Here is a 19,977-nt window from a genome sequence, read left to right as displayed (position 1 = left end):
CGATTCAAGCCAGTTAAAGCGCGCAGCAAGCGGTCTTGTGTCAGCACCCGTTCAATATCCAGCATTTGCTTATCCCATTTCTGCCTTCTATTCTTGCTTATTTCCCGACAAGTCTATTGGCTAAAAAATCCCGTTCTACCTTCAGTTGCCCGATTTGCCGATAGAGTTCATCAATTTGTGCCTGTTGGTCGCTTTGAGCAGAGACGGCGGAACTGCTTGACTCGAAGACATTGCTCGCTCCCTCTAGCAGTTGCCGCTTCCAGTTGTTGATCATCGTCGGATGGACCTCATACTGGCTTGCCAATTCTGCTACTGTTTTCTCACCCCGAATTGCGGCAAGGGCGACTTTAGCTTTGAATTGAGCGTTGTATTGTTTGCGTTTGTTTGCCATGAACTACCTCTATCATGAGTCAATCGTTCAGAGCTTAGCCACCTGTCCAGTTTTTCGGGTCCACTTCAATGTGGCAGATGCCTGGTTCCAAAAGGCCCTTGCCGCTCCGAAGTTGGCAAAGCTGAAGAACTTTGACCTATCGACCGCGAAAAAGGTCGAAAAAATTCTCCAAGCCACACCCCAATTGGAGCATCTTTACTGCGATCTGGACTTCCGGATTGCCAAAACATAACGAGAGGCGAGGCAGCGATTGTCCTACACCGTCGCGATTCGCAAAGCATGAGAATGAAGTTAGTTTTAAAGCAGACCGAAAGATGACGCTGAAAGTTCACACAAGAAACAGTTATGACAGCGAATGATGGACTCACGATCATGCTTTTCATCCTGGTCATCACCAGTCTTGCAACAGGTTATGGCTGGGGTGTGCAAGCACAACGCCTGCCCTTCTCAGCAGACATTGGATTCAGTGAACCGCAATGGTCATTTCTGAAAGGGTGGGTCAAGTTAGCGTTAGTGGCTGGCGTTCTATTGCCGATCGTCCTCCTTGCTCAGGCTTGGGGACAGCCCGATTCAGTGAGCTTCTGGAGCAGTTACCTCCTAGTTGTTGCGGTGCAGCTAATTTCTGAGCGGGTGTTCAGCCAGTGGCTCGTTGGGAGTGTCGTAGTGCCCATTGGCTTCTGCTACACGGCTTTTCGGTTATGGCAATTAGGGGATGGATTCACTGGATTAGCGTTATCCGGTTTAACGTTGATCGGCTTTGCGGTTGTTGTCCTGTTCTGGGCTGCCAATCTAGTGATGTTGATGACGATCGCCATTCCAGCAATTTACAAAGGACAGAGACTTTAAGACGACGGTTTCAGATTGGAGCTCAAGGTACTGAGGTGTTTTTGCTGGTTGAGCAGAGGAAGGCTAGTAACTACGGGCATGAAGTAACCTTACGCAGGTAGTTCCACTAAACGTTCAGGCAAAGTTGAATGTATCGTTCTTGGGCTTCACCTGCAAGGTTAGAAATTATTAGTCCTAATAGTCTGACTGCCTTGTGTTCTAAGTAGGTAGGTGCAAATAAACGTAGGATAAGAAGAAGACCAAATTCCCTCGTTTTGCTGAGTATGCCTGCTCCTGTCCATATCGTTCTGACGGCTGAAGAAGACCGAACGTTGAGCGAACTGCGCGTGGCGACAACGGTGTGTCAACGCATTCGTGACCGTGCCCATATGCTTCGACTCAACGCGCACGGCTGGAATGTTCCTGCCATTGCTGAAATTTTTGAGTGCTAGGAAAATACAGTGCGACAAACGATTCGTCGTTGGCAACAAGCAGGTTTAGGCGGACTGTGGGATGCGCCTGGGCGTGGGGTGAAACCAGAATGGCAGGAAGCGGACTTAGTCTATCTGGAACAATGCCTCCAGCAGGAACCTCAAACGTATAACAGCAAACAACTGGCTCACAAACTTGCCGAAGAACGACAAGTTGAACTTAGTGCCGACCGGATTCGTAGAATCCTTAAAAAAAGGGCTTTGTGTGGAAGCGAACCCGGCACTCGCAACGAGGACGGCAGAACCTAGAGTTGAGAGCAATCAAGCAAGCCGACCTAGCTCTGCTAGAGCAAGCTTGTGCGGACGGACATCTAGAATTGAAATACCTGGATGAATCGGGCTGTTGTCTGGAAAGTCCAGTCAGTTACAGCGATAGCCGGATCAACCAACAGAAATGTCTCGACTAGATCAAGTCCTATGGGGATCGCATCAGTATTTTAGGGGTATGGCAACCGAACCGTTCGTTCGAGTATGGATTGGTCCAGGGCAGTTTTAACAAGGAACGCTATGTCAAATTTATGAATCAGATTGCCGACAAGAGCGAACAACTGCTAAAGCAAACTGGAAGAATCACCGTCATTGTTCAAGATAACAGTCCGGCTCATACAAGTCACTTCGCGCGTGAACACTGGCAACAATGGCAGTCGCAGGGCTTATCCCTTTTTTTCTTACCCCCATATAGTTCAGAGATGAATCCGATTGAAGCACAGTGGCATCAACTCAAGACGCATGAGATCGCGGGCAGAATTTTTGACAATGAGTATGATTTAGCCAATGCCATCATGGAAGGCTTGGAGCATCGTTCTCAACATGCGGGATGGATCCTAGAGCGTCTTACACTTAAATCCGCCTACTCACATCTTGCATCAGAACAAATGCTCTAAGTTTTGACTTCCACCAACTGCAGATCTAATCCAAGGGATTGGAAAAGTGGGCGAGCCTGCTCCAGGTAGACAAGAAGTAGACAGATCACGACTTCAGGCAGGAGGAGTTTCATGGCTAAAGTGGCTGATGCTCCCCAATCAGGCAGAGTGGATGAGCCGGCGGACAAATAGACCCAGTGCGCGAGCACAAAAGTGACCAGACAAAGGACAAACCAGCGATAAACGCCCTTGAGCGTTTGCTGACCAAATCGATGTAACCCGAAGCGGTGTTTGGCAGTCTTAAAGAAGCCTTCAATGCTCCATCGCTTGCGTCCCCACCAGAGGATGGTGCTGGCTTTGAGCGGACGAGTCGATAAGACGAAGCGTTTCTCCCACTGACCCTCGCGTTTGAGGTAAAGCCAGGAAATCGTTACGGGAAAGTCCAAGCCCTCTAAGCGCACCTGTTGTCCTTTTGTGACCAAGTTGCACACAGAGCGACCATCCGAGAGTTTGCGGTCACAGCGCACTCCGGCAATCACCGGATAACGTCGCTTTCGCATGGCTTTAAGGAATTCCACACTCCCAAAGGCGGTGTCTGCGAGGACGACGACTCGATAGGCTTGGACTAAGGTGGAAGGAAGCGTATCAATCAGACGCACCGCAAGTTGAGCGGCACTAGGCGCGCCTTTGCCTCGCCAAACCCGAAATCCCCAGAGCACTCGAAAACTGCCCACGACCAAGTACAGCACTACTAGATGTAACCCTCGCTTCCCTTGCAGGACCAAGATCAAATCGGCGAAAGCTTTGAATTTGCCGCATTTCTCCAGCGTGGTCAGGTCAACAATGACCCTCAGCCAGGGTCTTCGTCCTCGGTGACGAGTTCTAAGCAGTTCCTGGACAATTTGCTGACGCACAGAACGAATCACACCTCGCGTAGACCAATCGTAGTAATTCAAAAACCGGCTCAAAGCCGCCGCAGATTTAATGGCACTGTGTTCGGGCAAAAGATGTCCCTGCGCTTCCAGAAATAGTCCTAGTAAGGCTTGCAGGCTATCGCGTTGGTAAGCCGTCGGTATCAGACCGAGCAGGGTGTAAACTATCGCTTGGGCGTGTACAAGAATAGATTCCACTGTTCTTGAAAACCTTATTGCATCACGCCCTTTTCTCGCATGGATTGGCTCCTTGGCAAAGCCATTCATTTGTACTGCTGCAAGATGTGAGCATACTAACAAACATTTCTAGCTGAAACTTCTACTTTTCCCAGTTTCTCAGCTTTTTAGCAACAATGATTAATCATCGTCAAAATCAAAATTAGAATCATTGTTCGATGTTCTTAGGTTCAACTGATACTCAACCTCGTTCTCGCTGCGCCCTGTAATCCGGATTGAGTAAGTTCCAGGATTCAGGCGAATTCTAAACTCATCATCGTCTTCAGGTCTGATTCGACTAGTAGAATCCAATACGTCACCGTCTGCATCAAACAGCCTTGCCTGAACGCGCTTCTTGGTACCAAATAGGTCGAAAAATTCTAAATTCTCCCTATTCTCTAAGTTGACACTCAAGTTTGTTCGTTGGCGAAGACGAAATACATAAGTATTTGCCTCATCTTTAGTTACTTCATCAGTGAGGCTAGCTCGGCCCCTAAATGTACCCAGATTCTCGCGAAATCGAGTTTTACCTCCGAGTTGCAATGCTGAACCATTGTTGGTCAAACTGCTCAGCGATCGAATTGAGTAATCGTTTAAAGTGCGTTCCTTCATAGTCCCTTTGCTCCCTAATTAGTACAAATTGTTTAAACTAAGACACACAAAAACATCAAGCTAGAAAGACTTTTGTTCTCGCTTCAATCTGTATTTCGATTGCTTCAGTATCAATGATCGCCTGCCTTAAAACATCATCCAGTCGGTCAATTCTTTCAGCTGATTTAAGAACGTTCATAAAATGCCTACAATGGGAATACGGTGGTTCATCGAGTTTTGATGATAGAACGTTACCTCGAAATTGCCAGAAATAGGGACACAAACCCTGCCATTCTTGTTCTCAGTTGCAAATTTCTGCACTTCATCAAATGCTTGGCAAAATCATCCCTTACTTCCAAACAGTCTAAACCTAGAGTTGTATAGTAACGCTGTTTAATTTTTTGACAACTCTGTTCAATCGGATTTTCTAAATAGCTTCTCACTGCATGCTCAATGTCTGCACCTAAGGTTCCTGCGATCGCTTTAGTGTACAGCGGGCCCATCAGTAGCAATCTTTTCGGGCATTGTTTGAGCCATGTTACGGGCTTGAGCAAAGAACGCTTTGGTAATTGCCATGGAAGTAGTGTCACAAAGTTGTTTCTGGGTTGTCATTTGAGTTCTCATTGCAATGTTATCAGTGGATGCGAACACTTTGTTCAAGTTACGTTCATGAGTGAAGTTTAGAATTTTACTCCTAACATGACCTCCTCTGATTTGTCTCAGTTGATCGGCTCATCCGATCGGGTGAATCGATCGATAAAGGAATCCCTGCGATCGTAGGAGGCATCAGTTCCCTTCAATCCGTGAAGCTAATTCTAGATTCACATTGGAGGTGAACCTATGAAGACGCTCACAGCTCTTACACCGAAGCTGACTCAACTGACCAAGTGCATCTTGTCTGAAACTGCCTTTGAGTCTTCTCTCTCAGTTCATTCGTTGGGTACTTCGGGTTACAAGCCGGTGGGTGTTCTGGAGATATTGCGATCGCCCTATTTGATCAAGCTTAGGTGGCTCAAAAATTGCTGTCGAGCCTACGAGATTAGCTAATTCCAAAAAGACTGTGGCATTCCTACGCGATGAAACAGGTCAGGTTATAGCTTCAGTTAAAGATCTCGTGCCTATTCTCGCTTTACTCCTTAGATATAGAGATAGAAAGATAGAGATGAAAGACTTGGTTATGCGTACACTCAAACGATGGATTTCTACAGTCAAACCTATTTCTACCTCATCTGAGTTTTTGGCATGGCGACAGCAATTTTTACCGGGGCGGCTGCAGCTACTTGCCTGGGTTGTCTTGATCATTCTCATCCTAGTGACGATGTTACATCTCACTGTCACCATTCCCAGCCTAAATGCATCTGGAGATCCAAAGGTTGCATTTAGTGCCGATCGCCTAAGAGCCTACCTGGCTAATACCATCAGCCAAATCCTGAGTGTCTTTGTTGGTGTATTGATCACACGATCACGATGGATTCGACAAAGCCCTGAACGAGTCTTTCTACTGTTTAATGCGCTGGTGCTTCTGCCGATGCAAGTGGTCGCAGCATTTCGGGGAGAGGTTAGCTTTGATAGCGAAATTTGGTTAATTTACTTTGCAATTCAAGCCATTCTAGTTCCTGTTTATTGGCAGTTGCATCTTCTGTCACAAGTTGTAGCAATCGGCTACTTCGTCACAGCATTTTCCTTTGGTTGGCGTGATCCCAATGTGGTTGTTCCGGCTGTCTATCTGTTGTTCGGAGTGTACACCATTTTTATTTGTGCGGTTGCTAATACAGGAGTGTTTTTGTATGAGCGATCGTGCAAGCGGGAACTAGAGTTACGACAACAGTTACGAGTGTTCATTCATGCGGTTTCTCATGATTTACGCAATCCTATCCTGGGAATGACGATGACGCTAAAGAGTTTTGTGAAACCATCGGGTGAATCATCTGCTATTCCCCAGGAGCTGTTAGTGCAACTAGTTGCAAGTGGCGATCGCCAGGTTGAATTGATTAACTCGCTTCTAGAAGCCCATGCGACAGAAGTACAGGGTCTTGCTCTGCATCGTCAGCCTATCCAACTTGCCGAGTTAGTGAATACTACCGTCAATGATTTTCAACCCTTCTTTCAACAGCTAAAAACATCTGTCTATCAAACCATTTCACCCAATCTACCGCCTATCAATGCCGATTCACTGCAACTTCGACGGGTGTATGAAAATCTAATTTCTAATGCATTGAAGTATAACCGCCCCAGCTTGCAGTTAACGTTTGCGGCAGAGGTTGTTGACAGTGAAAAATTAGGAAAATGGGGAAATAGGCAGAGCGCAAGCAGGCTACAGCACTCACCACTACACTGGCTGCATTGCATTGTGACAGATAACGGAGTTGGTATGACGCTGCAGCAAAGCAAGCACTTGTTTGATCTCTACAGCCGCGGACGTGATCAACGACGATCGCTCAGCCTGGGATTAGGGCTCTATATGTGTCGGCAAATTATCGCAGCACATGGCGGCGAAATTGGAGTGATTAGTAGTCCAGATCAAGGTGCAACGTTTTGGTTTACCTTGCCGATTCAAACCTGATTCTCGTCGTTCAATTATTTTTTCAAAAAGCGATGCCTACTCACACAGCAAGAACTCGTCATGTTATGAAGTGGACTTGGATAACTACCTTCACGCTCACGATGCTTTTTACGATTGGTATGGCCGCATTTGCTAAAACTCGTCCTCAAGACCCTCAACCCCCTTTTCCTTACCAAAGTGTTGAAGTTAGTTACAAAAACTCAAAAGCTCAAGGTGTTCGTTTAGGTGGGACGTTTGTGATTCCAGCAGGGCAACCGCCGTTTCCGACGGTCTTGTTGATCACAGGATCCGGGTTGCAAGATCGGGATGAGACCATTTTCAATCACCGTCCGTTTGCGGTAATTGCTGATTATCTAGCTCGCCGAGGTATTGCTAGTTTACGGGTTGACGATCGGAGTGTTGGCAAATCGACAGGCGATGTTGAGAATGCAACAACAGTGGATTTTGCAACAGATGTTGAAGCAGGGATCGCCTTTCTGAAAACTCGTGCTGAAGTCGCATCTAAAGGAATTGGGCTCATTGGTCACAGCGAAGGAGGGATCATCGCCCCAATGGTGGCGGCAAAACCAGAGAATGACGTTGCGTTCATTATTCTACTGGCTGGCACTGGGGTTCCCGGCGATCGCATCTTGCTAGAACAGCAAATCGCCGCTGCAAAAGCAAATGGAGCCGCCTCTCAAACAATAGAAACACAGCGTCGGCTCATGGAAACAATTCTGCCGATGATCAGAACTAGCAACGAGTCTAGGGATGCTCTCACGAATCGCCTGGTTGTAACCGCGAAGACAATTGACCCTACGGTATCAGAGGAAGAGATACGGAATAGAATGCATCGCCTGACATCTCCGTGGATGCGATTTTTTGTGAGCTACGACCCTGCTCCGACTTTAGCCAAGGTAAAATGTCCAGTGCTTGCTCTGAATGGAGCTAAGGATGTTCAGATCACCTCACAACTTAATTTGACAGCCATTGAACAAACCTTAAGGCAGTCAGGGAATCAGAATTTCAAAACGTTGGAGCTTGCTGGACTTAACCATTTGTTCCAAACTGCTCGAACAGGCTCACCAAGCGAATACGAAGAAATAGAGGAAACGTTTTCACCAACTGTTCTCAAACTAATTGCTAATTGGATTGAGCAAAATCTCAAGAGAAGTTGGTAACAAACATACTTTAAGAATGCTTGTCATTATGCCGTTGAGAAGCACCTTTATATTCTGGAACTGATTCTAATGGGGTTAATTATGGTTTCGCGACAATTTTTACGCCTTTCTGGGTTTACCAGAGTAAATCGAATTCAAATGATTGATTGTGTGAGTGAGGCAATTAACCAAGCAGGAGCCTGGATCACCGACTTTCACCTTTACTCGAACATATTAATCTGCATCAACTTTGAAGTGTCGATCGCCAACTTAGATAAACTTGCTACATCTTTGCAAGCAACCGGGCTACAGCTTAGCCAGGAAAGCCTGGAGCAGCTGATGCCTACTGACACAGCCCAAGGACAAAAGGAGCTAGTAGGGACATTGCAAATTACCTTTATACACAATGAACCCGACTTGCTCCGAGATGTACCTGCGGTTCCGGGGTAGTTGATGTTATCCAACCAAACCTAAACTTTGTTGCAAGGAGTATATATGGAACGGAAACAATCGCATCACAAACCAGTGAGATCTGAAGGTAGATATGCGGCACTGAGGCTTACAACCAAACCGAACACATTCGCTCAGCGCTACCTTAACTCGTCATTTGTATGGCTCTCTCTCATGCTCCTATGGGCTGTCACGGATGTGCTCCACGCCACAATTCCTTCGGGGGGTCGTCCCATAGAGCCGGATACGTGGATTACACACCTCGTGTTCACATTGGTGGGTTTAGCCGCGATCTGGTGCATGCAGCAGAGTGGTTTTCCCGCAGCATGGGACAGCCGCATTTCGGTTAAACAGCGACTGTTGCTTCCTATGTTTGTAGGCGTAGCCTTCGGCACCTGCGCTATTTTGATCGATCAAATAACAGGAGCTACAAGTATTCTGGCAGCCAAGGTGGGGAGTGATTTTAATGTTGGCTTCCCAGGGTCCCTGTTCGTCTATACAGGAGGAGCGATCAAATTAGAGTCTGTGTTCCGCATAATACCCATTCCGATCATTCTTTGGCTTGGATCTTCTGTTTTCCTGAAGGGTCGTGCGCAAAACAAAATCTTTTGGATCTTGGCTGTGCTTACTTCCGCTGTTGAGCCGATTATTCAGGGCATTCCGTTGATGCAGTTGGCAGGCGGCGAGATTGGGGGGTTCTCCTTCGCTGCTTACGCAATTCATGCTTATGCCTTCAACTTCGCTTCAGCAGTCTGTTTCCGATTCTATGGCTTGTTAGGTGCTGTCCTCGTGCGTTTCGGAAATTATATAATTTGGCACATCGGGTTCGGCTTCTATCTCCAGTATTTAACGAGATAAGTAGGGCAACCTAATAAAACTTAAAACGTTCTACCGGGTAGCCGCTGTTCCTCCCCCTGTTCTCAATGCCCTCCATAATCGCATCAGCTAAATCGACCTCATCGTCAAATACTCGACTGGCTAATTCCGTGCGTTTCAGTTGTCACCACTCATCCTCGATACGATTCATCTGAGGACTGTAAGGAGGCAAGAAAAAGAGCAGCAAGCCTTGTTGTTGCCAATGTGGTTGCTGTTGTTGAGCCAGTTTGCTGCGATGAACGGAAGCATTGTCGAGCACAATTACGGTGAGTTGTCCGGTTTGTTGGTAATGCTGTTGGGCTTTGGCCGCTTGCCAATCCAGCAGCTTGAGGAAGGTTGCACTCTTCAGGCTTCCTAGCATCAGCGCATCGTCAAACTGCTCTTTGGGATACCAAATGCCCAGGATGTTAATCCGTCTGCCGCTACGTTTGCGTTGCTTCACCTGCTTTTGTTGCCCCCGTAGGCTGTAAGCGTAGTCACACGATCTCGCTCTGGCAACAGCCGGACTCGTCGAGGTACTTGAGACAGACCACACCTAACTGGGCCCATTGCTTCAGCATCTCCCAATCACTCCGCTTGGCTTGATACTGAGGGGTCGTCGTCTCAGTCGGAGGACTCTGCCGAATCCTTTTCCAGGTGTAATTTTTTTTGAGAAGTCGCCGAACTTGTTCTTTGCCCAATTCAACTTGCCGCTCACTCGCGAGTTTCTAGCTCAGTTGAGCAGCACTATAACGCCGGGGTTCCTTGACCCATTGCGCGATGGCTTGCCAATCCGCCTCACTCCATCGTCGATGTCTACCTCGACCGGATGCTTCCCATAATCCCCCTAACCCACCAACTTGCCAGCGACGGATTGTTTCTCTTACAGTTTGCGGTGCCTAATCGAGATGCTGAGCAATTTGATTCGTCCTCCAGCCTGCTGCATTAAGTCGCAGGGCACTCGCCCGTTGTTTGACTCGTTCTGGAACTCCGTCGGCGTAGCTGAGTTCGCGCAAAGGGCGATCCTCTTCTGCGCTGAGGCAAATTTGTAGGGCAGCAGGCATAATTTAAGGTAACCACATCCACTCTATCTTACGTTTTATTTGGTTGAGCTACTTAGATTCAGGTCAAGCCAACCAGGAGGGTCTTGTTTCTTAGGAGCCAAGTTGCTACATTCATCAAGTCTTCATGCAGATGATGCTTCGTTCATTTCCTTTAAACAGTTGGATGGGAACACTGAAGGAAATATGGATTAATCCTGGGCTTACTTATGGCATCTTTCTCTAAAACTTGTGCCTGTCGTAATCTTGTGCGATGCCACGCCGGAGAAGCAGGTCAGCTTTTTCTCTGGTTTCCAGTTCCCCATACCTTGACAAAAGTTGTTCCTTACTTAAAGCAGGCAGCGATCGAGTTTGAACTGATGCAAGAGCGACCAGGTTTGAGCTTGACCTGTCAACCAGTCAACCAGGACAGGCTCAAGAAATTGCGCGTAGCGTAGCCCGTATCATAGCACCCAGGGAATTGAGAGAAACACAAGTTTTGTTTATTCGAGGGACAGTTCAGCCCCAACTGCAAGATTTTAGTGACATTGCCTCCCTGCAACGCTTCATCAAATTCGGTCAGTCCGACTGGCTGGTTGACATGCTGGCAACTGAACGCTTCACAAGCCATTTTCAACCAATTGTCTTCATTCAAGACACGTCTCGGATTTATGGGTATGAATCGCTGCTGCGCGGAATTGATGAGCAGGGCAACTTGGTGATGCCAGGACCAATTTTGGATCTCGCAACGGAAGCTGGGTTACTGCCCCAATTGGATCGCGTTGCTCGCCTCAGCACGATCGCTCAAGCAAACCATCATCAATTAACAGGACGCATTTTCATCAACTTTGCCCCAACAGCTCTCTATGATCCTGTGTCTTGCTTGCGTAGCACTGTAGAGGCGATCGACCGAGCTGGAATTACCCATGAACGGATTGTGTTTGAAGTAGTGGAGTCAGACAACCCGCAAGACTTAGAGCACCTCAGAACGGTTCTGAGCTATTACCGGGATGCTGGCTTTTCTGTGGCACTGGATGATCTGGGCTCTGGATATTCCAGCTTAAACTTGCTGCATCAGGTGCGCCCCGATTTCATTAAGTTGGATATGGAGCTAATTCGAAATGTCCATCAAGACCTTTACAAAGCTTCTATTACCGAAAAACTTCTGGAAATCGCTCAGAAGCTGAACATTCAGACAGTTGCGGAGGGCATTGAGTGCGTTGAAGAACTGAACTGGCTGCAAGCAAGAGGTGCAACCTTCGCTCAAGGCTATCTCATTGCCAAGCCGAGTGCTGTGCCAGTCAAGGCTACTCCTCGCTTGAATACCAGCACCATAATGGCAACAACATCTTGTCAGCTAGTTGAGCAGCAAGTTAGACACCAGAGTGAGTCTGAACGCATTGTGGCGGCTGTCACACAACGTATTCGACAGTCGTTGGAGTTGAACGAGATTCTACAAACTACCGCAGATGAAGTTCGACAATGGTTTGAGGTAGACCGAGTCGTCATCTATCAGTTTGAGCCAGATTGGAGCGGGTTAGTCGCTGTAGAATCTTTAGCAGAAGGATGTCCATCCATTTTGGGCTTTCATGTGATGGATACTTGCTTTCAATCTACCCAGGCTGCTTATTACCAACAGGGCAATAGCCGAGCGATCGAAAACATTGAAACAGCAGGGCTATCACCATGTCATATTGAATTGCTCAGGAGTTTGCAAATCCGGGCAGATTTAATTGTGCCGATTTTGCAAAAAGAGCGGCTGTGGGGACTGTTGATTGCTCACCAATGCTATAACACACGACAATGGCGACAATCGGAAATTAATTTGTTCAACCAGCTTGCAGGTCAGGCAGCGATCGCCATTCAGCAATCAGAATTGTATCATCAATTACAAACCGCCAATCAAGAACTTCAACGTCTTGCTTCGGTCGATGGATTAACCCAAGTCGCAAATCGCCGCTGCTTTGACGATAGACTTAACGCAGATTGGCAACGGCTAGCACGAGAGCAAGCACCATTATCGCTAATCTTGTGTGATGTTGATTGCTTCAAACTCTATAACGATACGCATGGACATTTAGCAGGTGACGATGTGTTGCGGCAAGTTGCCAGTGCCATTATGCAAGCGGCTAAGCGTCCTGCTGATTTAGTGGCTCGCTACGGTGGAGAAGAGTTTGCAGTCATTTTACCCAATACTGATGTTGATGGAGCGATCGCTATCATTGACGCAATTCAAACGAACATCAATGCATTGAAACTGCCCCATCCCAATTCTCAGGTTCGTGAATGGATAACCCTCAGCTTTGGGATGACCACGCTCATTCCTCATAGCCAGTTATCTCCTGCTACCTTAATCTCTGCCGCCGATCAAGGGCTATATCAAGCGAAAGCTCAAGGTAAAAATTGCGCAGTGCAGATAAGCTTCGAAGAAGTCACTACGTGGTAAACAGAATGAAACCCTACGCAGCTTAGAGTCGAAAGCTGGAAGTTAGATCGGGCAACTAGGGATATCCAATTGACTGTCACCTCCACCCAGCACACCGTGATTTACCCGTTGTGTTAAAGAGAGTCATTGCATCCATAGTCGTTACTCCCGTCCATACATCTGACATTCCAACATCTCGGTTAATTTGTTCTTTAACTTTTCTATTGCTTGTTTCTAATGTGATTCCTGCTTTGACTACCTCATAATCCTCCTGTAAACTACGCGTAAACTTCTGGAACTGGGTTAAAGTGTTCTCGACAGCTTACTCAAGCCAAGGATCAAGGTTCTCTGGGATTCGTTGCCATACGAAATGAGCAAATCCACGGGCGGTTGTGTCGCAAATACTTTTTAGTAACAAACGAAGTATCTCGTTCACGTTCCGTTAAGCGTTACTTCCAAAGAGTACTTCAATCAATTTTATTTGAGACACACTGTCCCCTTTGCTAATTCCCTTGGCTTGTCCTTTGCGAGTCAGACTCATTGCTTCAACTCCGCTTAGGGTTCGTCTTGCCGTGTTGAATGAGCCGAATCCCATCCTTGGTTGAGTCAATCGCTTGATGTTGCGGTGATCCTGCTCGATGATGTTATTCAGGTACTTGCTCTGCCGTAATTCCGTCTCTGCTGTGAGCGTTTCATCGCCTTTCAAGGCTTCGACTGCTCCTGGGTAGGCAACGTTCTTGTCCACCGTAATTACTCGCAGCGCTTGAGGATGAGTCGCTTTTAGAACTTTGCGGAAAAATCTTGCGGCTGCCTTGTCATCTCGCGAGCGCACTCAGTATGAAGTCGAGCGTGTTGCCCATTAAATCTACGGCTTGGTAAAAATATTTCCACACTCCTTTCGCTTGGATGTACGTCTCATCCACCCGCCAGGAATCGTTCGTTCCGCTCAAGTGCGGTCGACCTCGTTTGTCCAGTCCCAGGGCATCGCTCAACCCCCACCAATGGATCGTCGAATGATCCACTTCTACTCCCCGTTCTGCCATCCTCTCTTCTAAGTCCCAATAGGATAAGGCGTATCGACAGTACCATCGCACACTAAGCAAGATGACGTCGGGCAAGAAATGTCGCCATTGAAATAGAGAAGGTGTGGACATCGGAGGAAGAGAAAGGAAGATTGGGCTTGTCTACCTTATCCTCCACTGGTTTTCGCGACACAACCAAATCGATCGCCTCCTAGTTCTTGCTACCCCTGCCGGGTAGGGATAGGTAATGTATATCCCTCCACCCTGTAATAGGTAAGCAATATCCCAGAAATACTTACATTTTCTTCGCGTGTGCCAATACCTGATTCTCCAAGCTCAGCTCTTGCAGATGAACTCAGTAATATTTCCTCCCGACCTGCGATATCTTCCCCTAACTTACTTGCCAGGTTCACTTCATTCCCAAATATATCTTCATTGGCAATATTGAGTATCTTTCCATACCCTATTCCAAAGGATGCGTATAGATGCTGTTCTGCTGGTAACACAGCGTTTGCAGCGTTGAGGCAATCGTTCATCTCCTGGCTTGCGGTCACTGCGTCAATCACTTTATCGAATAAGCAGAATAGGTTATCAGCCTCAGCCTTGACTAAGATTCCTCTGTTCTGCTCAATGCAAGGTTCACAAATCGAGCGCATTTGATGAATCATCAATAGGAAAGAAATAATCCCGAATTGTTGAGTTGTGCGAGAGAAGCCGCTCATATCGAGCACCAGAATGACTTTATTGTCGCTAAAGATATTCTCAATGATTTCAGTGGTCTCTGCGCTGCGGTTAGGGTATTCAATAATTTGACGCAGTAGGCGCTGCAAATTCGCGCGGGAGTTCAACAATACATCAGTCTTATGATTGTTCGAGGGGATGTTAAGCATTAGTTCAGAGAAAGAAAATTGTCTATCTAGATCACCTAGACAAGAGAGTGCCCAAGGGCTACCTTGATCTGCTCGTTGAAGAAGAAACTCTGGTTTCTGAACTTGGCTTAATGCTTGGGATTAGGGTGAGAACGACTGCCTCCATCCTTTCCTCTCCCTACCCCTGCTTGGGTGGAACAAACGGAGTACCCCAGAACACCCAGTTTTCTGTGTTGAAGAACGATCGCTAGTTATAGATCAAATTTGGCTCAATTGCTTGCCGGGGAAGAGTTGCAGCCGGAATATGCGACCAGAAGGCAATTCCCATTGCAGTCTTGATCTTGTGCAAGGAGTTAGCAGAGCAGTAGTGGTCCAAATACCATTTGCAGCCATACTCCCCCTTCCAACGTTGACCTAACTTAACCGTTTCACCTCACGGGGTGACAGAGGAGCTAGAGAACAGAGTGGATCAAGCTCATCGCTCTCAATCCTTGTCGGAAAAAGCGGCGTTTTTGCGGCTTGAGGTGCATCAGTTCTTCTGCCCAAGTAAACCACAAATCCATTGATGCAATCCATAACTGCCCATACAACCCAATCCAAAAATTACTGTGTCGTTTTTGCGCTCGGTTGGGTTCTTTCACTCGTCCAATGTAGTGCTGGATTTGCTTGCGACGGATGCGCTTGCCTTGCTCGGTTGTGAGCGTGTAGGCAATCGACACCAGCAGCACTAAAGCGAGAAATCGTTGCCCAGTGGCGCGACAATTTTCCAGATTGTAGCCGCCCGTTTTGAAATCTTTGAACATCGGCTCAATCGAAAACCGTTTGGCGTAGCTGCTCAAGGCAGCATCGAGATCGTTGAGATTGGTCAACAAGTACCACACTTGATTGGCTTTTGAGTGTCGGTAAACTCTTTTCCAGCGCGTGACGAGATTGAAGCGACCAAAGCCTTGTTGTTGCGTCACCTGCACCTGCACCTCGAAGCAGGCAATGCCCGGAAACTGGAGCAATTCGTCGAGGCGTTCAATTTCGGCATCGCAATGGGATTTAACCGTCGTGCTTTTGGGCAAGCGCAGCACAAACTTGACCCCTTGTTGGCGCAGCCAATCGGCAAGGGCAACGCTGTGAAACTCCCGGTCTCCCAGCACCGTACACTGATAGCTTTTCATTAAGGCAAACACCGGACGCAACACCCGTTGTTGCTCTGAAAGTGAACTTAAACCACAATGGTCAAGGCAATGCCAGAACACAGGAATGGCTCGCTTGTGGTAAACCACGCTGACCATCAGCAGATTATGGTGTTTCCATTGGGTGCGGTCAATCACCAAGTACACGTCTTGCCCTCGATGGAAATGCTGCTTCAGCCAATATGTGAGAATGGGAAACCACAAGGCTTTGAGATTCAACTGCGGCAGTTGTAGAAATCGCTGGAGATTGCGACGGCGACTTTCAAATTGAATGGGTTGGGCAAACAAGGTCGCTAATCGTTCCATACTGACATTGCGTTCCCGCTGTAGGAGGGCAACCAGCATCTTCACGGTGATGAATTGAATTGAACTCAGTTGCGCTTGTAAACAAGCCTGATAAAATGAAGGCAACATTTTTACAATTGAGTGTGATTCGTCGGATTCACCCTATTTTTTCGGCTTTGGGTTGCCTCTGTCTGCCGCCAGGCTTACCTTCTAGCCTCGTTGTCACCCTCTGAGCAATACCAGCGAACATTGAGCAGGATGACCTCAGACAAGAAATGCCGCCACTTAAACAGAGGAGCAGTAGACATTGGAGAGCGATCGGCAGAGTTGAGCTTGTTTACCTTACCACTGATCAGTTTTTGCGACACGACCCATTCAGGCTCCACGGATAATTAACGTGGACAAGAATACTGCTTACCCGATGGCAATAAACGCCCTCAAAGCGGATGAGACGATCTGCTTCGCAGTTACCGCAAGGGTGCAAGGGTCGACCAAGAGACCGAACTAAGGCAGAGCAAATATTTGAATCATGTGGTTGAGCAAGACCATCGGAACATTAAACGAATTGTGAAACCGATGCTGGGGTTCAAGACGTTTAACAGCGCGAGAAGAACGTTGAATTGAATCGAAACAATGAACATGATTCGTAAAGGACAAGTAAAAGGAATAGACCAAGGAGATAGTGTATCTCAAGTCAGATTTATTGAAGCACTCTTTGGAATTACTGCTTAAGGGAATGCAAACGATATAGATTAGACCTCCTGCATGAATAGGCGGGAGTATGCCAGTTAAGGACATAAAGGCTTGCAAAAGCGGTGCGAGCATGGCAGAACTAGGCACAAGGAGGAATTGCCATGCCCTATCCAGAACTGCAACGCCTGAGTGCTGGAGAATTTAAGCGATTGTGCGGCGTGAGCCGTGAGACCTTCGGTGAGATGGTCGAGGAGTTGCGTCCCCACCTGGAACGCCAGGGAAAGCGAGGCGGACAAAACAAACTGAGTGTGGAAGACCAACTGTTGGTGGCACTGGAATATTGGCGGGAATATCGCAGCCAGTTTCACATCGGTACAAGTTGGGGACTGCACGAAACAACGGTGGGGCGAATCATCAGGAAAGTCGAAGACATCCTCGTTAAGTGCGGTAAGTTCCGCTTACCCAGCCAGCGACAGTTATACCAACCGGGATGGGAATGGAAAGTGCTGTTGGTCGACGTGGGCGAAGTCGAAATCGAACGTCCAAAAAAAACAGAAACGGTACTACAGTGGAAAGCAAAAATGCTATACGCTAAAGGCACAACTGCTGGTGGACTTTGACACGGGGCAGGTGATTGCCACTGCAACCGCCCAAGGCCAGACGCACGACTTCAAGTTGCTCAAGCGTAGCCGTTTACCCTTTGTCCCATCGCAGTTGTGTTTAGCCGACCGAGGGTATCAGGGATTTGCCAAGCGTCATGCTGGGGCTTGTACCCCAACCAAGAAATCGCGCAAGCAACCATTAGCCGAAGATGAGAAGCAGCATAATCGGGCACTGGCGAGACTGCGAGTTCGAGTGGAGCATGTCATTCGCCGCTTCAAGATTTTTCGCATCTTTTCAGGGCACTACCGCAACCGCAGAAGGAGATTCGGCTTGCGCTTAAATTTGATTGCGGGACTGCTCAACTACGAACTGGCACATCCCTCCTGATTCATGCAGGAAGTCTATTGTTTGTCCTTAAACAGCTTTTGCGACACAACCAGCTAGAGCAGGTAATTCTGGGTCTCGATCGTTAGGTGCCGGGCATCGGGTTTATCCATAGAAAACCTCCTTATCCCTCTCCTTCCGTTCTGACTCCTATTTCACTGCCAAAGTAATAATTCTGAACTAGTTCAAACACGATCGCTCTGATTTATTTTCTACTCTTCTTTGTAGAGTAGGTCACCAAATTTGTTCAACTCCTCTACTTTTCCCCTTTTTGTTCCTATTGTGTGGTCAGCCAGGTTGCTCTCGGCAATTCTTTATAACTAAATGGAGTCTTAGCAATGACGATCGAAGGAACAAGCGGCAATGATATTCTGCGCGGGCTTGATCAAGAACAATACATTTTTGATGGTGATGTCATATCAGGTCATGAGGGCGATGATCAAATCTTCGCTGGCACAGGGTATGACTGGGTTTACGGTGGTGATGGTAATGACGTAATTCTTGGCGAAGCCGCTGACGACCTTCTTTTCGGCGACGTTGTCGGTGCTGGTCGTGGGAGCGGAGGTAATGATCTGATTGATGGTGGCTTGGGTAATGATGAACTTAGTGGTGGTCCCGGCAGAGATATCTTAATTGGCAGCACTGGCGAAGATCGGCTAATTGGTGGATTCGGTAGCGATTTCTTTATCTTCAATAACTTGTTCGCTGATGGCATCGACAAGATTGACGATTTTGAGATTGCGCGAGATTACATTGTCGTTGATATAAATTCGGCTGGTTACAACAACGCCGGGCTCACACCTAACACCAGCATTACGGCTGATCAGTTTCATCAAGGAACAGCGGCGATCGATGCGAACGATCGCTTCATCTACGACAACACCACCGGCAATCTATTCTTTGACCCTGATGGCACAGGTAGTGCTGCCCAAACCCAGATTGCAAACCTGGATTGGAGACCCACGATCAGCCACTATCACATTTATGCCTATCAAGACCGCCTGCCAGCTCGGCAGATACCTGGCAACGTCAATAATCCGGCTCTGCTGCATGGGCAATGGACAATTACAAGCAATGGCACCACTACATACACGTTCAACCCCAATGGTACTTATGAATTTGATGCAACTACCGCCGGTCAGGTTGGAGTTAATTTTAAGGTGACTACCGTTGGTCGATATATCGTTGATATGAACGGAGTGATCACGATGACTCCAGTTCAAGAAACGACAAGGGAGTTCAACGGTGGAGTATATTCCACAAAAGTTAAAACGACGGGACTAACGACAGAGCACAAGCTTTGGGTTCAGGGCGAAGGTGCTCGCGGCAAATACATCTTGCTGGATGATGCAGTTTTGGTCAACGGCACTTATCAGCCCAAAGATCCTGATTCCAAACCGACTACTTATGAGTTGACTGGAGGTCCCAAAAACATCGATCTTCCAGGTTCAGTCACTCCTCCAGTCCCAGTCACTCCTCCAGATCAAGGGACGGGTGGTGGCAAAGGAACTCCTGGCAACGACAAGCTCATGGGAACTGCTGCTAAAGATACGCTGCTTGGCTTAGACGGCAACGACAAGCTTACAGGAGCGGGAGATAATGACATCCTCCAAGGCGGGAATGGTAATGATCAGCTATTTGGTGGTGCAGGAAATGACCAGCTTTGGGGCGGGACTAACAATGACGTGCTGAAGGGCGATCGAGGGCGAGATATTTTTGCCTTAGAAAATGGTGTGGGTCGGGATGTAATTAAAGATTTTAGCGATCGCCAGGACAAACTTGGATTGACATCAGGACTGAGCTTCAAAGACCTAAAAATCATTCAACGCGGCGGCAGCATCTTGGTGAGTGCTGGAAATGATCAACTAGCAATTATATCTGGAGTACGTGTCAATCAAATTACGGCTGCTGATTTTAGCCGGATATATTAACCCGGCAAGGAAAGAGAGGGCAGGATTAGGAGAGAAATTGTTAGCATAGAGGGTATGAACAAACCCGATGCTCGAACGCTGAATCTAGCCACTCAAAACTATCTGCCAACTAGTTGCGGGTTTTGCTCTCTGGGTGAATTTGTCTGGAAGCCTCTATCTGCTTCAACTTTCATCGACTCAAGCTAAAGTGACACAAGCCTTTTTAGCTGGATGAGAATTGGAGGA

18 protein-coding genes and 3 pseudogenes are annotated in these 19,977 nt (G+C 47.5%); 13 read left to right on the top strand and 8 right to left on the bottom strand.

The genetic code is table 11. The features are described 5' to 3' along the window. Positions 1–97: 97 nt before the first annotated feature. A complete protein-coding gene (locus tag NDA02_RS26340; RefSeq protein ID WP_348256200.1) occupies positions 98–391 on the bottom strand; it encodes a transposase in 294 nt (97 codons plus the stop codon). On the opposite strand from NDA02_RS26340, the gene NDA02_RS26335 reads away from it, so the two are divergent. The 3 genes and pseudogenes from NDA02_RS26335 to NDA02_RS26325 all read left to right on the top strand — a co-directional run bounded on the left by NDA02_RS26335 (position 390) and on the right by NDA02_RS26325 (position 2,591). Further along, entirely contained in the window at positions 390–623 is a 234-nt protein-coding gene (locus NDA02_RS26335) for a hypothetical protein (RefSeq protein ID WP_190794718.1), read from the top strand. The genes NDA02_RS26340 and NDA02_RS26335 overlap by 2 nt on opposite strands. A 113-nt stretch (positions 624–736) precedes the next feature. Beyond that, positions 737–1,237 (top strand): hypothetical protein, encoded by a 501-nt coding sequence (locus tag NDA02_RS26330; protein ID WP_190794717.1) that lies wholly within the window; start codon positions 737–739, stop codon positions 1,235–1,237. Between the two features lie 263 nt (positions 1,238–1,500). After that, positions 1,501–2,591 (top strand): annotated as a pseudogene (locus NDA02_RS26325) (IS630 family transposase). Here NDA02_RS26325 and NDA02_RS26320 read toward each other — a convergent pair. Together NDA02_RS26320 and NDA02_RS26315 are read right to left on the bottom strand one after the other, a co-directional pair. Next, complete coding sequence (locus NDA02_RS26320; RefSeq protein ID WP_190790264.1) at positions 2,588–3,700, bottom strand: transposase; 1,113 nt, start codon at positions 3,698–3,700, stop codon at positions 2,588–2,590. The pseudogene NDA02_RS26325 and the gene NDA02_RS26320 sit on opposite strands and share 4 nt — an antisense overlap. Positions 3,701–3,859: 159 nt before the next feature. Further along, positions 3,860–4,330, bottom strand: coding sequence for a hypothetical protein (locus NDA02_RS26315; protein ID WP_348256199.1), 471 nt, complete (start codon positions 4,328–4,330; stop codon positions 3,860–3,862). An 819-nt stretch (positions 4,331–5,149) separates the two neighbouring features. On the opposite strand from NDA02_RS26315, the gene NDA02_RS26310 reads away from it, so the two are divergent. From NDA02_RS26310 to NDA02_RS26290, 5 genes are all read left to right on the top strand, one after another. After that, positions 5,150–5,356: a hypothetical protein gene (locus NDA02_RS26310; RefSeq protein ID WP_190794722.1), complete on the top strand. Its 207-nt coding sequence runs from the start codon at positions 5,150–5,152 to the stop codon at positions 5,354–5,356. Between the two features lie 13 nt (positions 5,357–5,369). Then, positions 5,370–6,872, top strand: coding sequence for a HAMP domain-containing sensor histidine kinase (locus NDA02_RS26305; RefSeq protein ID WP_348256198.1), 1,503 nt, complete (start codon positions 5,370–5,372; stop codon positions 6,870–6,872). Further along, the gene (locus tag NDA02_RS26300) at positions 6,845–8,032 is read left to right on the top strand and encodes an alpha/beta fold hydrolase (protein WP_348256197.1); all 1,188 of its coding nucleotides are present in this window, start codon (positions 6,845–6,847) and stop codon (positions 8,030–8,032) included. Before NDA02_RS26305 ends, NDA02_RS26300 begins: the two co-directional genes overlap by 28 nt. Before the next feature lie 81 nt (positions 8,033–8,113). After that, positions 8,114–8,461, top strand: coding sequence for a hypothetical protein (locus NDA02_RS26295; protein ID WP_348256196.1), 348 nt, complete (start codon positions 8,114–8,116; stop codon positions 8,459–8,461). 300 nt (positions 8,462–8,761) lie between these two features. Continuing rightward, complete coding sequence (locus NDA02_RS26290) at positions 8,762–9,319, top strand: hypothetical protein (protein ID WP_190790490.1); 558 nt, start codon at positions 8,762–8,764, stop codon at positions 9,317–9,319. Between the two features lie 142 nt (positions 9,320–9,461). On the opposite strand, the gene NDA02_RS26285 is transcribed toward NDA02_RS26290, so the two are convergent. Together NDA02_RS26285 and NDA02_RS26280 are read right to left on the bottom strand one after the other, a co-directional pair. Further along, the gene (locus NDA02_RS26285; RefSeq protein WP_348256195.1) at positions 9,462–9,872 is read right to left on the bottom strand and encodes a transposase; all 411 of its coding nucleotides are present in this window, start codon (positions 9,870–9,872) and stop codon (positions 9,462–9,464) included. A 343-nt stretch (positions 9,873–10,215) separates the two neighbouring features. Then, complete coding sequence (locus NDA02_RS26280; RefSeq protein WP_190790492.1) at positions 10,216–10,380, bottom strand: hypothetical protein; 165 nt, start codon at positions 10,378–10,380, stop codon at positions 10,216–10,218. Positions 10,381–10,586: 206 nt separating this feature from the next. Between NDA02_RS26280 and NDA02_RS26275 the strand changes: the two genes are divergently transcribed. Both NDA02_RS26275 and NDA02_RS26270 read left to right on the top strand, forming a co-directional pair. Next, positions 10,587–10,814 carry a hypothetical protein gene (locus NDA02_RS26275; protein ID WP_199296385.1) on the top strand — a complete coding sequence of 76 codons (228 nt, stop codon included), beginning with the start codon at positions 10,587–10,589 and terminating at the stop codon, positions 10,812–10,814. Between the two features lie 23 nt (positions 10,815–10,837). Beyond that, positions 10,838–12,802 carry an EAL domain-containing protein gene (locus tag NDA02_RS26270; RefSeq protein WP_199296386.1) on the top strand — a complete coding sequence of 655 codons (1,965 nt, stop codon included), beginning with the start codon at positions 10,838–10,840 and terminating at the stop codon, positions 12,800–12,802. A gap of 421 nt (positions 12,803–13,223) precedes the next feature. Here the strand turns inward: NDA02_RS26270 and NDA02_RS26265 are convergent. The 3 genes and pseudogenes from NDA02_RS26265 to NDA02_RS26255 form a co-directional block, all read right to left on the bottom strand. Continuing rightward, a pseudogene (locus NDA02_RS26265) lies at positions 13,224–13,935 on the bottom strand (IS6 family transposase). A gap of 89 nt (positions 13,936–14,024) precedes the next feature. Then, a complete protein-coding gene (locus tag NDA02_RS26260) occupies positions 14,025–14,693 on the bottom strand; it encodes an adenylate/guanylate cyclase domain-containing protein (RefSeq protein WP_190791192.1) in 669 nt (222 codons plus the stop codon). Between the two features lie 431 nt (positions 14,694–15,124). Next, a complete protein-coding gene (locus NDA02_RS26255) occupies positions 15,125–16,270 on the bottom strand; it encodes an IS4 family transposase (RefSeq protein ID WP_190791191.1) in 1,146 nt (381 codons plus the stop codon). Between the two features lie 372 nt (positions 16,271–16,642). On the opposite strand from NDA02_RS26255, the pseudogene NDA02_RS26250 reads away from it, so the two are divergent. The 3 genes and pseudogenes from NDA02_RS26250 to NDA02_RS26240 form a co-directional block, all read left to right on the top strand. Next, a pseudogene (locus tag NDA02_RS26250) lies at positions 16,643–16,762 on the top strand (DDE-type integrase/transposase/recombinase); the annotation flags it as partial. Between the two features lie 233 nt (positions 16,763–16,995). Continuing rightward, positions 16,996–17,824, top strand: a protein-coding gene (locus NDA02_RS26245; RefSeq protein WP_348256194.1) for an IS5 family transposase whose coding sequence is annotated in 2 segments (ribosomal slippage) — positions 16,996–17,387 and positions 17,386–17,824 — 831 coding nt in all. Because the reading frame shifts where the segments join, the coding sequence is not laid out codon by codon here. A 335-nt stretch (positions 17,825–18,159) separates the two neighbouring features. After that, complete coding sequence (locus NDA02_RS26240) at positions 18,160–19,752, top strand: calcium-binding protein (protein ID WP_190789617.1); 1,593 nt, start codon at positions 18,160–18,162, stop codon at positions 19,750–19,752. Positions 19,753–19,977: the final 225 nt, after the last annotated feature.

The organism is Leptolyngbya sp. ST-U4 (assembly GCF_039962215.1).
In the GTDB taxonomy this organism is placed as follows: domain Bacteria; phylum Cyanobacteriota; class Cyanobacteriia; order Elainellales; family Elainellaceae; genus Leptolyngbya_A.
The sequence above is the reverse complement of the archived record's forward strand: the minus strand, read 5'-3'. Positions and strand labels throughout refer to the sequence as shown.